Consider the following 12,973-nt stretch of genomic DNA (forward strand, 5'->3'; position numbering starts at 1 on the left):
GCCCGCGCGATGCCGATGCGTTGCCGCTGCCCCCCGCTGAGGGCCACCCCCCGCTCCCCCACCCGGGTGGCATACCCGTCCGGCAACTCCTCCCGCACAAACTCGTCCAGATTGGCGATGCGCGCGGCCTCCCGCACCCGCTCCATGTCGATCTGGTCGGGGAGCACGCCAAAGGCAATATTCGCCGCGAGGCTGTCGTCGGCGACATAGATGTGCTGCGGCACATACCCCAGTTGTTGCTGCCAGGCCGTCACATTCGCCGCCGTGATCGGCAGGCCGTCCACGAGCAGGGAGCCGTGTTGCGGGGCAATCAGCCCCAGAATGAGATCCACGATCGTGGTCTTCCCGGCCCCCGTGCTCCCGACCAACGCGATCGTCGCATTCCGCGGGATCGTCAGCGTGAACTGATCGAGCACCGGCGCGCGCCCCGGGGAGTAGGCGAAGCGAATGTTCCGGAGGACAATCTCCCGCTCAAAGGTCACGCGGGGCCGGGCCTCGGGCCCCCGCGGCGGGGCCTCGCGGACGGGGACGCGCGCCGACCCTGTCAGCTGCGCTTCCAGCGCCTCCAAGGAGCTCAGATTGAACCGGATCTGCGTGGCGCTACTGAAGAGCTGCTGAAAGGCCGGCAGCAACCGGTAGGCCGTGAAGGCATAGAGGACCAGCACCGGCATCGCGTCGGTGAACGCTCGGTGCGTCGCCAGCAGATAGAGCACCACCCCGATCATCGAGCCAAACGCGAGGCTTTCGATCGCGTAGCGCGGCACCAGCGTCACAGTGGCGCTGAGCCACTGATTCCTGGCATACACCGCCGACCAGTGCGCAAACCGTTGGGGATAGGCTTGATCTTGGCCCAGAATCTTGAGCTCCTTGATCCCATGCAACATCTCGGTGGCCAGGCGCACCCGTTCGCGGTGGGCGTGTTTACTGGCCGCGCCCAGGCGGGTCACGAAGTGCCGCACCCCGAGAAACACGCCGGTGTAGAGGGTCCCAAGCACCAGCCCGACTGAGAGCGCCAACCAGGGATCGACCCACAGCACCAGCAGCAGGAGGCTGAGGACGATGACCCCTTTGGCCAGCGCCTGGAGGGTCGGCGCGACGATGCCGTTGGTGACGCGGACCACATCCTCCGTGCAGGACACCACCAGGTGTGAGGTATTGTGGTCCAAAAAATAGGCGTAGGGTTGCCGCAAATAGCTCGTGAGGATCCGCCGGGACAGGTGGTGCCCCAGCCGGCTCGCAAACCGCAAGATGGCCGCCGCGGTGGCGAGCGACACGGCGTTACTGAGGAGCAGGAGCCCCAACGCCCCCAGCCCCAAACCGATCAGAAAGCGCTGGGGGGAGTCGAATGCCAGCCCGGTAAACAGCGTGTGCAACCAGCGATTCGTCTCGATCACGGCCGGGTTGGCCACCACGGCCATGAACGGCAAGATCGAGGTCACGCCCGCGACGTCGATGAAGCCGGCCAGCACCATCGCCCCGAGCAGCAGCGCCGCGCGCCGTTGGTCCCGGGTGGTCAAGAGCTGCCGCAGTCGTGTCAGGGGAAGCCCCATGCCTCCGTCTCCATTCAGCGTGACCCAGCGTGACGTTAGAGACTGACCCCGGCCCGCCGGTCCGCGAGGGCCGCCGCCCGCCCGTTCAGCTCGGCCACGGCAAGGACAGTTCAACTCGATCAGATTCAGTCGAGAACCACCTCATGGCGGCTCTTGCTGTCGACTGAGGCCTGTGCAGAACCGCGCTTATGCTGCACTAGACTCAGACGTTTGTCGGCAAAAAGCACGCGACGGGAAATCGGGAGGGTGGAAGATAGAAACGAGAAACACCTGTTGACCGACAGTGGAGCGAAGACCGTTTCCAACTTTCATAACGAAGAAAATATTGACGCCTCCGGTGACGGCAACCAGAGCGCTTGCGGCAAGAATCGATGTTTCTACAGAGTTGTCTGCGATATGACTTGAATCCCATAGGGAGGCCCGAATACCGACCATCTGCATAACGACGCAGCATACGAGCAGCCCGACAATGATACCGAATAGTATTCCGTTCCTAAACAGCGGCATTCACTCACACCCCCCACGCGGCGATAGATCTCATCCTGACTGCGGACCATACCCACGTTCGGTAACTCCGACACCCATACGTTGGTTGAGCAAGTTGGATACCGTGGCGACTGTTTCCCTGTTCCCACCCGCCGCAACCGACATAGTGCGTATGTATTTCAATACCTTACAGAACAGGATCGCGTTTTCATCCATGGACAACAAAAGTATGAAAGTATGATGGTTGTTACCGATGCGACGGCTAGAGCCTACAGTGTTGCCTCATCATGAGTCTCCCACAGATACGTACGGCATCAGAGCGGACAGGGTTACCGCGAATGAATGAAGCGAACAAGGGATTCAAGAACAAGTGCAGGTCCCAACCCACACTTTGAGCAGTCTATAACTTGCAACGGCTAATAGACCGCTATCGACAAGACGATGTCGTACGAGTTTTACCGCGTTGTGTTCCGGAAAGAGATCTATGGGACCTTGAATGCCTTGCAAGCCACGTTAGAGTCGTGGACATACAAGTCCACCACGCATCGAAGTCGGCATGAGTGATGATGTCATGAGGAATACCAATGTAGATGTTGATCAACAGCTCAGGAAGAGATGATGCTCGCGGCTCAATTTGAGGAAACGGCTTATCTGGCGAGGTGAGTTCCTCACTTTAGAGATGAGACCTTTTACATTTTTGGGCATTTGGCGGGCAAATGCGAGGCACGTTAGCATCACATCACTAGCACATCACGAGGGCATGACATATCGCCTCACCAAAGGACAAGCGATTACTTCCAGATCATCGCCTGTCCCTCGTCCGTCCTCACGGATGTGTGAACGTCCAACCCCTGCCGTCTGTATTCTTACAGCAGGCTTATTGGCTCTTCTTATACACCACTAAGCCACCGATAAAAATCGCGAACATGACGCCCATAAACATTACGAGGGTGTCCATGACTAGCTCCTTTCCTTGGAACCAAAGACCTCGAACGCTTGTCGTCTACCCCTCACATCATGTTGCCGCCCCAGGGGGAAGCCCGGTGAAACCACGGCGAGGAGCTCCCCATCCGGGGAGCTCCTCGCAGATGGCGCTTAGGACGCCTAGCATATCTTGTCTGTATTGATGAAGACCCGCGCGAGGAATAGACTTAGAGGCAACTCGTCAAGAGCAATGCGATTTTCTCGCCAGCGATCACATGCTTACGCTAGCCTCGAATCTCACCCAGGCTCATCTGATTCAATAATGTATTCCCTACACGGGAATGTGACAGCCAATGGAGAACCGGCTAACGTAACTGGCGAGACGCCCGCCCATGACTCGGCGGGCCATTGTGATCCGGTGGACTAAGGTCTTCCATCTTCACCTCCTCCTTGATTGGGAATCACCTGGAGAATCGTGTAGACAGTGAACTATTTATCTTCTGTATACCTCTTCCAGCTTAACTGTCAACTAGGATAATTCAAATTCCTCCGAATTTTAAAGAGAGCATGAGTTATGCCACCCCCATCAAAAAAGATAACAATTGATACAGAATATGCGGCCTGATTTCTATTCGATTATTCTAGTGAGAGGTTGGCAAGGCGGCAGATACTACCGCTGCACACGTAAGATGGGGCCAAGGGTCAGCCATTTGGATGGGCCCAACGCAGCCATGTGGGGCAAGTGAGCGACGTACCAGAACACGATGTCTTGCTCCTGCACTCCCTCATTATCTTCGTCGTATCCCAACTGGCCTCGCGCTCCGAAACTCCACGGCACATCTTCGCTTGCATTGGCTCGGCGGATTGCCACATCGATGTCCGCAAACCTGTCTCGTTCGCCGTCATCCTTCAGTGGAACATATCCGGCACCGGGCAGAATCCAGACTCCGTGGCCGTTCAGCTGATCGCGCACCAACCAAACCTTATGGAGAGCGGGAATCTTGACGTCGTTTCGTTCATTCCCGTACTTCCGCCACCCCGGTCCCCACCCTCGATCCGCCCCTCCGTCTTCGTGGACGAAGACCTGATCCATACCGTTCCCGTTGATATCGAAATCAAACCGCCAATAGGGGTGATGATCATGGTTGGTGTTGCACGACAAGCCCCGACTATGCAGCACGGGACGGAGTTCGCCGTCATCCGACAGGTGCCAGGCTTGATAGAGATGATATTCCCCGATCCTGGCATAGATTCCCAACTCGAGCCACTTCACATTATTCTGGGTTGAGCTTTCCGTGCAGACTTTCCGATCGCCGCAGTTGACGATCGGCACCAGATCCTGCCACCTCAGCCGATCCTGAAACGGGCCGCATCGTCCGCTGTCAGCCCGCGAGCCAAACCACGTGAAGGGATTCCACCAGACCATCTCTTTCACATACTTTACGCGGACGACGGGCATGCTGGCCTTGCCAAGAATCAGTTCATCGCCATACTTCACGTTTCGCAACGCCAAGCCCTGGTTGTCCCGGACTTCCCAGTCGAAACTCCACTTCCCCCAGTCGACATGTTCGGATTGCGTCTCGGCAAGAACCGGCTCGGAGTACGCGAGTGCGCAGGCAAGGAGTATTCCGCTCCACCAGATTCGCGTCATCGTCTTCTCACTCACGAGCGAGGCGGCTCCTCACCCGCATCCAAAACTTTCTCCTCGGTCAGATCGACGACCGCCCAATATTTGGGATCTCCGTCCTGTCCTTTTGAAAAGGTAATCCACATCGTGCGGTGGGCGTAGCCGGGATCGTTTCTGAAAAACCCCCGGTCTGGTTGCATCAGTAATCCGTGGCCTTGGAGCTGTTCCACCTTGCCGGCCAGACGGGGATCGGCCTTGGCCAATTCAATCCCTCGTTGGACATCCTGTTGTCCTTCCGGAGGAAGATACCCTTCCAGGGGCGAGACGCTGAGCAGATTTCCCCCCTTCATCCGGACGTCCACGGCAACATTTTGGCTGTAGCTGTAGTAGACGAGCCTCGTTAGCTTGGCCGCCTCGCGGCAACATCCAAATGAGATCTTGCCTTCGGGCGGCACACGATCAGCGTCGATAAACGCCCATCGGCTACCCAGAAGCTTGGCGACACGCGCATCGCGTTCGGCCGCGCTCCGTAACGCCGCCACCTCGTTGGCGGTCAACACAGCCGAGGCATTCGTGGACCGCTTCACGGCCGCATCCGAAACAGCCCCGACCATTTTGGGCTTGTGATGACCAGCGGCGTCGTCGCCGGTAAATTGGAGCATGTGCGGAGAAGGGGGTTTCTCGGGCAACTGGGTTTTCCGCACAGGAGTCTCGGGATCCTCTGGGCCGAACGGACCACGGGAGCCGGCATCGAGGCTACAACCATAGCCGATACCAAGGACCGTCAACAGGAAGAGAGTCCGCCACCCCGTGGGGTAGGTCATAGCGTTACACCGCCAGCTTCCCGGCAATTCCCAATGCAAGTCTGGAGATCTGCGCGGCGGCCTTGATGACGGCAGCCCGCTTTTTTCGAGAGGCCGCATTCAGAATGGCTTCCTTCATAAGCTCTTTGTAGGCCTTGACCTCATCTCTCGTGAAAGGAACGATCTGTGCGATGGTTTCATTATTAAAGGTATTGGCCAGCTGGACGTACAGGTTGGAGATTTCCGCCGCATAAATCCCTCGACGAAGGGGATCATTCTTGTAGGTTTCGAATTTCTTCCGTAATGCCGCCACCGCTTCAAGGAGCGCCTTTTGGCGAACCCTGGTTTCATCCTGCCTTCCGACCTCGAATTCGACCGTTGCCAACTGATCGACCAGCGCCTTCGCCTCTTCACGGGCATGGTCCACCTGAACCGAGAGATCGGTGATTTCCTGATGCGCACCCTCGGCGGTTTCCATCAACTGCTTGATCAGACTATCGTTCTCTTCCAGAAAGCCCACGACCCCAGCCATACTGGTCTCCATGCTGCCTCCTCTATTGCCCGTCGTCTTTCTTCAACCGGTCTAGAAGGTCGACCAAGTCCGCGGTAAAGGTATGGGCCCGTTCCAGGCTCCTCATCCGAACCATGCGCGAGCCCGTCACTTCCTCCAACGCATCATTGACGGTTCGGGAATGATTCAACGTCTCCATGATTCGCGCAGATCGGCCTGGAGCCTGCTCCACCAAGGCAGCCACAAACTCCGGATCGACAGAGGCCAAGCCCGACTTCTCCGCATGGCGCTTCAACTGGGCATGGATCGCCGCCGCGCGCTTCCATGAGTCGTTTAACGCATTGGCCGTGTCACGTAGGTTGCAGAAGTCTTCTTCAAATTGTTCCCACACCGCCTTTTCCAAGCCCTGATAGTCGGCCACGTACATCTGACCCACGAGATAGGCCGCGGCATACGCGGCCTCGCCTTTCTTGCCGGCGACGTTTCGATACGAAGAGAGCACGAACTGATGCTTCGCTTCCTGCGCCCTCAGTGACGTGAACGCGTCGTTCAACTCGTTGCGGGCTTTCTCCAAGAACTTGATGCGGTCTTCCGTTTCCTTCTGAAACAGATCGATGTTCGTCTGTGCCGCATCGATCTTCGTGCCTTCCATGCGAATCAGGTCACGAACCGCCTCACTATGAATCGAATGACAGCCCACCACGCTGATCGCGATGAGCGTGATGCTCAGGCCGCTGACTATCTGTCGGATCATACAGGTTTCCTCCTGCTCAGGAGCGAGTCATCATCGGCGCAAGGTCCGCACGGCCTCTGCGAGCGACTGCACTTCGTCACGGGATACGGTGACGTCAATATCCAGATACTGCTTAAGGATCGCGTTGATTCGGCGAAGCGCGCCCACGTTGTTGCCGTACTGATCGAAGGCCGTCAGATCCACATTTGCGGAAGCTTGGGCATCCTTTTCTATGCGCTGCGCGATCCGACCGGTGAGTTCAGGAAGCTTCTGAAGGAGATTGCTCATGTCTCCCGTACCGGCCTGAAACACGACCTGCCCATCCGGCCCTTTCCGCTCGGGAAGATTCTTGAGACGAATGTCATTGATCAGCGCGATGACCTCGGCCCCTAGCAGCTCGGCGTCGTCCTTCGCCAACTCGGCATCGGCGACGTCGGTCAGTTTGGGGTTCGTCGTGGCCCACTGCAACGCCAAGTTGAGCTTGAGCCTGGTTTGAACATGGCGATACCACTGGTGATGCCGTTCGGTGACGTTCGTCACCAACTCTCGGTATTGTTCCATCAACCGCTGGTTCTCCGTATAGGCCTGATCCTTGGCGATCACGGCTTGTTTGACTTCCGGCGGAGTGGCGCAGCCGAGACAGGCCAGACTCAGCGCGACAAGAACCTGCGCTGCTTTCATGGTGATTCCTCCTTCCGACTCACGCCTGGAGCAAACCGTCACCGAACGCCAGTGCCGCCTGACTACCTCGATAACGAGGGTGGAGCAGTGCCGGAGAAGTCGACTCCTGTCACCCCTGCACATCAACTATGTAGTAATGATCGGTAGTATGGACTCGTTAGGCGAGCAAGTACACAGAGCCTAGTACAATTCAGTAACTTTCCTAGGTGAGCCCACGTATGATTTCTTGATAGTACGCCTCAAGAAGCGTGGCGCGCGCTTCTTCTATCATGACCAATTGCCGTTGATCGAATGTATTCGCGCAGTACAGATAGTGCGTTTCATCCACGATCCCCAGCTCCACATGCACTTGTCGGCCGTCCGGCTCCTCGCGCGTCAATTCATGGATGATCGTTCGTTCCGTCAATTCTTCCCACACAACCTGCGCCGAGGGGCCATGGTTCTCGTAGAGCGGTTCGTTGGGATCGATGGAGTTCGCCAGCATGGCGTTGAGCGTGAAGAGAGTCCCATCATCCAACTCCGGCAATTCATCCCAGGCGACTGTGACCTGATGCCCCTTGTTCAAGACATAAAAAGGCCCATCCTCCACCGGCTCTTCAATGGATCGGTATTGAATCGGATCCGCTGGGTGCGCGAGTTGTAGCCCTCGGCCGGCTAGCGCGCGCTGGAATGGGATTCGCCTGGCCAATTGCCGTGTTTTCTCACTCACGATCATGCGGCCATGTGGGCGTAGGGCCTGGCACAGACTGTCAAGTCGGATCGCCAACCCTGTCCGCCGTTCAAACGCCGTCTGGCGCGCTGGATCGTCTCCACGATCGAACGTCTTCCAACTCTCGCTGGGTATCCCAGGATCCTGTTCAGCTTGAAGCAGTGCATGCGTCGCCAAGACCATGTCGAAGGAACCTACAAGAGATTCCCTTTCGATATCCAGGCAGATGAACCGAAGATTACGCAGGCCCAGGTCCTTCGTCTTTTGTTGTGCGAGCGCAATCGATGACGCCGAGCGATCGATGCCGACCAGATTCACATCGGGGAAACGACGGGCGTACAAGGTCGTCAGGATACCGGGCCCACAACCGAAATCGAGAATGTCCCAGGCCTTGCCGAGGTGAGCCATCGTTCGCAGCCCGATCGCTTCATAATATTCATACCGCTGGCTATAGAGAGCCGGAACGATCTTCGGATGCGCGGCAAGATCATAGAACGCGGTTTCGTCCACATGATTGCCCGTGCGCTTTCGTTCGGCGTGGATACGGAGCCGGTTCAGTTCTTCGACGGAGAGCCGCTGCCGCTGCCACAAGAAGTAATCGCGGTCGGATGTGAAGTGTCTGAGCCCCCACCACGCAAGATGCTCGCGAAGCGCCTCTCGTACCCCGTCGTTCGCATCAACCAGCACGGATGTTCCTCAAGGGTCGACGCTTCACGAGAAATCACGGCCGTTTCAGCATGATGGCATCGAAGTACGCGTCCGGCACAGGATGCGGACGTCGAAGCTGTCCCGACCCAAAGGCCACATACTTCTCGCAGGTCAACTGTTCCAACCCGATCGGCCCCTTCGCATGCAGCCTCCCCACGCTCAGCCCCACGTCGCTCCCCATCCCGAAACTATCGCCGGCATGAAGCCTGGTTGACACATTCACCAGCACCGCGCCGGCATCGACTTCCCTGGTGAATCGCAAGGCGGACTCGTAGCGCGTGGTGGCGATCCCGGCGGTGAGGCAGGGGCCGTGCACTTTGATATGAGCCAGCGCTTCATCGAGGTCTTCGACCATTTTTACGGCCAGCGTCGGACCGGCGAACTGCGTATGCCAATCCGCATCCGTCGCCGGAATAATCGCGGTATGGCCCGTCATCGCCATTTGCCCCATGAGCGCGACCGTCTTCGGACACGCATGCACTTCGACCTTGAATTCATCCAGTAGGCGGTTGATCAACGGAGGTAAGAACTGCCGGCTCACGAGCTGCTGCACCAGTAAGGTATCCAGCGCGTTGGAGGCTCCCGCCCGCTGCACCTTCGAGTTGATGACCAGATTTTGCGCGACCGAAATATCCGGGTCTTCATCGATATACAACTGCGTGAGACCCCCGTCATCGCAGAGCACCGGGACTTTAGCTTGCTCCGCCACCGTTTTGCGCAAGCCGGCGCCGCCACGCACGATGAGCGCATCGAGGGTTCTGGCCGATCGAATCAGGTCGAGCGCGACTTCCTTCTCTTGGCGATCGATGAGCACCCAGGCCCCAGGAGGCACGCCATGCTCCGTTGCCGCCTCACGAAATCGCGCATCAATCGCCTGATGCGTCAACTTCCATTCCGGCGCCCCGCGAAAGATGCAGAGATTGCCCGCCTTCAGACAGAGCGCGATCGATTCCACGGTAACGAGAGGACTCCGTTCGGAGATCACGCCGATCACCCCGATCGGCACCCTCACCCTGGAGACCTGCAGTCCATCCGGACGTTCCTGCCGCGATGTCACGGCGCCGACGGGGTCCGGCAGATCGGCGATGCCATGCAGCCGCTCGACCATCTCTTTCATGTGGTCAGTCGTCAGGCGGACGCGAGCCACGGCAGCCTTCATCCGATCTTTCATGTCCGCATTCTCGAAAGACTTTCCCACGGCCTCGACATCTTTGCCGTTTTCCGCGAGAATGCCGTCTTCGTCTGCAGCGAGTCGATCGGCAACAGCATGCAGCGCCTTCGACTTCACGGGACCGGGAAGCAGCGCCAGATCGACCGATACGTTCCGGCACTCTTTCAATAACTTATCGAGATATAATCTGATCGGAACTTCAGTCGCCATCGGCATTCTTTTCCACGAAACACGGCGTCAGATGAGTCATTGCAATCACTCCATCCCCCTGAGACAATAGCACACAGTAAGACCTCCAGGGCGCGTGACTATACCACGCGTTTTTTTCATGAGTAAATGACCTGAAAGCCTCACGTTTTACGCTGCTATAATTAACTACACCGTATGATGGCGAATAAGAAGTTGGCGTGCCGGCTCGCGTTGGCGCAAGAGAAAGGAACTGCGATGCGCTCACTAGTTCAAGTGAAGAGACATGGTTTCAGAGTGGCTCTCTTTGTGTTCTTAGCGGCAGTACTGGGGGCCTGTGCTCAAATGAAACCGGTGGGCCCTCTCGGTCCCCCCACGCAGGCCACACCCGAGCAAATAACCGAACGAGAACGGGAAAACCAACCTCCCAAGGTCGTACAAACCCGTCCCAACGGCAGCAGCCCTCAACAATGCCTGGTCAATTTCGACGATGAGAGCGCGCTGGAACATATCTATTCCCAGGCAAGATCAACCCTGGCCTACAGGACGAGCCGCATCGGATTCGGCCCCTTGCAGATGTGTGATCCGTCCAAACATAGCGACTGCTGGACCTATCGCCAGCGCTGTTCCAAGCATGACGTCAATATCGACACGATCGGCCTCACACATTTCCACCTGAGCATGGAAACGGGGATCGAGTGCTATACCCTTCCGGATCCTGGGGACGGGCTCGGCCGTGGATTCGGCAAACTCGTGGACTTTAAATGCACCGAGGTCGATTGGGCGAAAACTCCCCGCGTCTTGTCCTCGCACGATCAGAATCAGTGGGTCAAAATTTGGGTCAGCAATCCCGAGAGTCGCGCGCCGACGTCTTTCGACATGGAATCGATTTCGGTGTTGCCGGACACCTCAATTCAACTCTGGTTCCGGAAACGCGATGGAACCTGGTGGTTCTGGCCGGAGCTGAAGGCCGGCAACACCTGGAATATCCGTGAGCATGCGCGCGATGTATCCGAAGTTCGGATCCGAGGCACCAAGGCGGGACGAGCCAGTTCCTACGTGATCGGTTCGATCGTCGTTCGGGACTAGGTTTGCCTATCTCCGCCGGTGATTGCGAATACTATCCGGCAAAGCCGACACTTCGAGGATGCGATGAGCTTTTACCGCAAGGGAGAGAACACCGACGAAAGGCTTTCGTGAGATACACGCTGACAGTGCTTACTTTATTCCCGCCTCACATCGCCCATTCACGCCAATCCTTAACAATCGATCGGCTCTTCGCGCCGTAATCAGCAATTTTCCTCGAGCAAATAGAGATGAGCGTTGAAGCCCTATTGTCAATACCAGCTTAGGGGCGTATGCTTATGTGCCTCGGCTGCCGGTATCGGTGAGAGCCAGAGGATGTGATCGAACCCGATCGCGATGAACTCAAGCCATGGGGACTGAGCTTCCATTGCTCGACTTGATCGGAATCTATTCCGACGGGTCACCGACTCCCTCCCATCTCCTGAAAAAATCCAAGCAGCACCATGGCATCGATCGCCGGCTGTGCCGAACCTGCCGCGTGACCGCGGTTGTAACAGCCAATGTAGCGACGACGCTCGGTGCCGGCGGCATGAATCACGCTCTCAACCGGGAGGTGGCTTATGGCACGTACACATAGCCTGACTCATGCGGCGTTCATCCTTCTGATCGGATGGTGCATGTTGCTGGTTTCCATTCAGGACGCGGGGCTGGCTCAAGACGGACCGCCCGGCACTGTCTCACTTTTGCGACTCTGGTCCGCAGAGTTTCACGACAATATGACAGTCAGTTTGGTGCCCGCGTTTGCAGCGAGCATTTCCGGCAGGCCGAGAGATTTTCTGGGCACGTATGCCGACAGCACTCTTCAAGGTTACATCTTCTCTCCTGACTCAAAGACACCGCCGCCTGCCGGCACGGTGCCGCTGCACGAACGATTCAGTCCATCAAGAACCGATAGCTACACGGCGATCTGGAGAGGCCCTGGTCGGGCCGAAGATGCGCCATTTTCCCCCGACTATTCGGCTCCGGTTCTTCTCGACTACATTTATGATCCGAGCCTTCCACAGCCTGAGGGAACGGTTCCCTTGATTCGCTGGTGGAGTCCCTCGCGAAAGGATAACCATACGACGACCATGCCGGCCTGGCGTGGCGCAGCCGGAGAATGGCGTGAACCGGACTATTCAGATCCGCAGCTCGAAAGCTACGTGTTCCCACCCCTCGGGATGGAGCCCGCATCCCAGCCACCGCCTGCTGCGCTGCGAGACATGACGTTCACATTGGACCGAGTGGTTGTGCATGATGACTGTGATGACATCAGCCCCGGCGATTGGTTCATTGGAATCGCGGCCGTCAATCCAGGAAATCCGAGCCATATCCAGCGTGCCAGATTCCCGAGCAGTGGAAACGCACGGAATGTGAGTACGGGAGAAACACTCTCGATCGGGACCTCGATCACCTTATCGTCCGTTCCGGTGACCAACAGCATCCGGTTTGTGATCGAGGCCATGGACTGCGATGCCAACGGTCAATTGTCCTGGGCCTTGCTCTTTCCGTTCTCACTGTTCTCCACAGTGGATCGAGACGGGTTGAGTCCCACCGGACTGGGGTCGACACTGTGTCACAACGAAGAGGAGTTTTGGGAAATCTCCGGGAACGATGATTACGTCGGGAATGCCGATCGACTTGTGACTCCCGAGGAATGGCAATCCGGCCGCACATTCACGCTTTCAGCCCCTAGTAGGGGATCAGACTGTGAGCGCGCGGTAAGTGGCATCGGCGATCCCGGCGGGCCGCCGAACTACACGGCGACCGTGACGGTCCGAGCAAGGTAGGCATGGTTGAGAATCGCCGTATGGTACGA

The 12,973-nt window shown here is 57.6% G+C and carries 11 protein-coding genes; 3 read left to right on the forward strand and 8 right to left on the reverse strand.

Annotation, left to right across the window (positions count from 1 at the left end):
- The 8 genes from COMA2_RS03680 to COMA2_RS03720 form a co-directional block, all read right to left on the reverse strand.
- On the reverse strand, window positions 1–1,550 hold a 1,550-nt coding region (locus COMA2_RS03680; protein WP_090894767.1), incomplete at its 3' end, for an ATP-binding cassette domain-containing protein.
- Window positions 1,551–3,630: 2,080 nt separating this feature from the next.
- Entirely contained in the window at window positions 3,631–4,626 is a 996-nt protein-coding gene (locus COMA2_RS03690; protein WP_090894771.1) for a hypothetical protein, read from the reverse strand.
- On the reverse strand, window positions 4,623–5,411 hold the full coding sequence (locus tag COMA2_RS03695) for a hypothetical protein (protein WP_090894773.1): 789 nt from the start codon (window positions 5,409–5,411) through the stop codon (window positions 4,623–4,625). The genes COMA2_RS03690 and COMA2_RS03695 overlap by 4 nt, the downstream gene beginning before the upstream one ends.
- A gap of 4 nt (window positions 5,412–5,415) precedes the next feature.
- The gene (locus COMA2_RS03700) at window positions 5,416–5,934 is read right to left on the reverse strand and encodes a hypothetical protein (protein ID WP_090894775.1); all 519 of its coding nucleotides are present in this window, start codon (window positions 5,932–5,934) and stop codon (window positions 5,416–5,418) included.
- A gap of 10 nt (window positions 5,935–5,944) precedes the next feature.
- On the reverse strand, window positions 5,945–6,655 hold the full coding sequence (locus tag COMA2_RS03705) for a hypothetical protein (protein WP_090894777.1): 711 nt from the start codon (window positions 6,653–6,655) through the stop codon (window positions 5,945–5,947).
- Between the two features lie 30 nt (window positions 6,656–6,685).
- On the reverse strand, window positions 6,686–7,315 hold the full coding sequence (locus COMA2_RS03710) for a hypothetical protein (RefSeq protein ID WP_090894779.1): 630 nt from the start codon (window positions 7,313–7,315) through the stop codon (window positions 6,686–6,688).
- A gap of 202 nt (window positions 7,316–7,517) precedes the next feature.
- Window positions 7,518–8,711, reverse strand: a complete 1,194-nt coding sequence (locus COMA2_RS03715; protein WP_090894781.1) for a class I SAM-dependent methyltransferase — start codon at window positions 8,709–8,711, stop codon at window positions 7,518–7,520.
- A 34-nt stretch (window positions 8,712–8,745) separates the two neighbouring features.
- Window positions 8,746–10,113: a glutamate-5-semialdehyde dehydrogenase gene (locus tag COMA2_RS03720; RefSeq protein WP_090894784.1), complete on the reverse strand. Its 1,368-nt coding sequence runs from the start codon at window positions 10,111–10,113 to the stop codon at window positions 8,746–8,748.
- Window positions 10,114–10,347: 234 nt separating this feature from the next.
- On the opposite strand from COMA2_RS03720, the gene COMA2_RS03725 reads away from it, so the two are divergent.
- The 3 genes from COMA2_RS03725 to COMA2_RS03735 all read left to right on the forward strand — a co-directional run bounded on the left by COMA2_RS03725 (window position 10,348) and on the right by COMA2_RS03735 (window position 12,944).
- Window positions 10,348–11,178 carry a hypothetical protein gene (locus tag COMA2_RS03725; protein WP_090894786.1) on the forward strand — a complete coding sequence of 277 codons (831 nt, stop codon included), beginning with the start codon at window positions 10,348–10,350 and terminating at the stop codon, window positions 11,176–11,178.
- Between the two features lie 346 nt (window positions 11,179–11,524).
- A complete protein-coding gene (locus COMA2_RS03730; protein WP_090894788.1) occupies window positions 11,525–11,752 on the forward strand; it encodes a hypothetical protein in 228 nt (75 codons plus the stop codon).
- Window positions 11,736–12,944 (forward strand): hypothetical protein, encoded by a 1,209-nt coding sequence (locus tag COMA2_RS03735; RefSeq protein WP_090894790.1) that lies wholly within the window; start codon window positions 11,736–11,738, stop codon window positions 12,942–12,944. The genes COMA2_RS03730 and COMA2_RS03735 overlap by 17 nt, the downstream gene beginning before the upstream one ends.
- The last annotated feature ends 29 nt before the right edge of the window (window positions 12,945–12,973 follow it).

It is taken from the genome of Candidatus Nitrospira nitrificans (assembly GCF_001458775.1).
GTDB classification, from domain to species: domain Bacteria; phylum Nitrospirota; class Nitrospiria; order Nitrospirales; family Nitrospiraceae; genus Nitrospira_D; species Nitrospira_D nitrificans.

Coding starts and splice junctions, on each gene's coding strand:
- COMA2_RS03695 (WP_090894773.1), bottom strand. CDS start 5,411: ATGACCTACCCCACGGGGTGGCGGACTCTCTTCCTGTTGACGGTCCTT.
- COMA2_RS03735 (WP_090894790.1), top strand. CDS start 11,736: ATGGCACGTACACATAGCCTGACTCATGCGGCGTTCATCCTTCTGATC.
- COMA2_RS03720 (WP_090894784.1), bottom strand. CDS start 10,113: ATGGCGACTGAAGTTCCGATCAGATTATATCTCGATAAGTTATTGAAA.
- COMA2_RS03705 (WP_090894777.1), bottom strand. CDS start 6,655: ATGATCCGACAGATAGTCAGCGGCCTGAGCATCACGCTCATCGCGATC.
- COMA2_RS03730 (WP_090894788.1), top strand. CDS start 11,525: ATGGGGACTGAGCTTCCATTGCTCGACTTGATCGGAATCTATTCCGAC.
- COMA2_RS03700 (WP_090894775.1), bottom strand. CDS start 5,934: ATGGAGACCAGTATGGCTGGGGTCGTGGGCTTTCTGGAAGAGAACGAT.
- COMA2_RS03710 (WP_090894779.1), bottom strand. CDS start 7,315: ATGAAAGCAGCGCAGGTTCTTGTCGCGCTGAGTCTGGCCTGTCTCGGC.
- COMA2_RS03725 (WP_090894786.1), top strand. CDS start 10,348: ATGCGCTCACTAGTTCAAGTGAAGAGACATGGTTTCAGAGTGGCTCTC.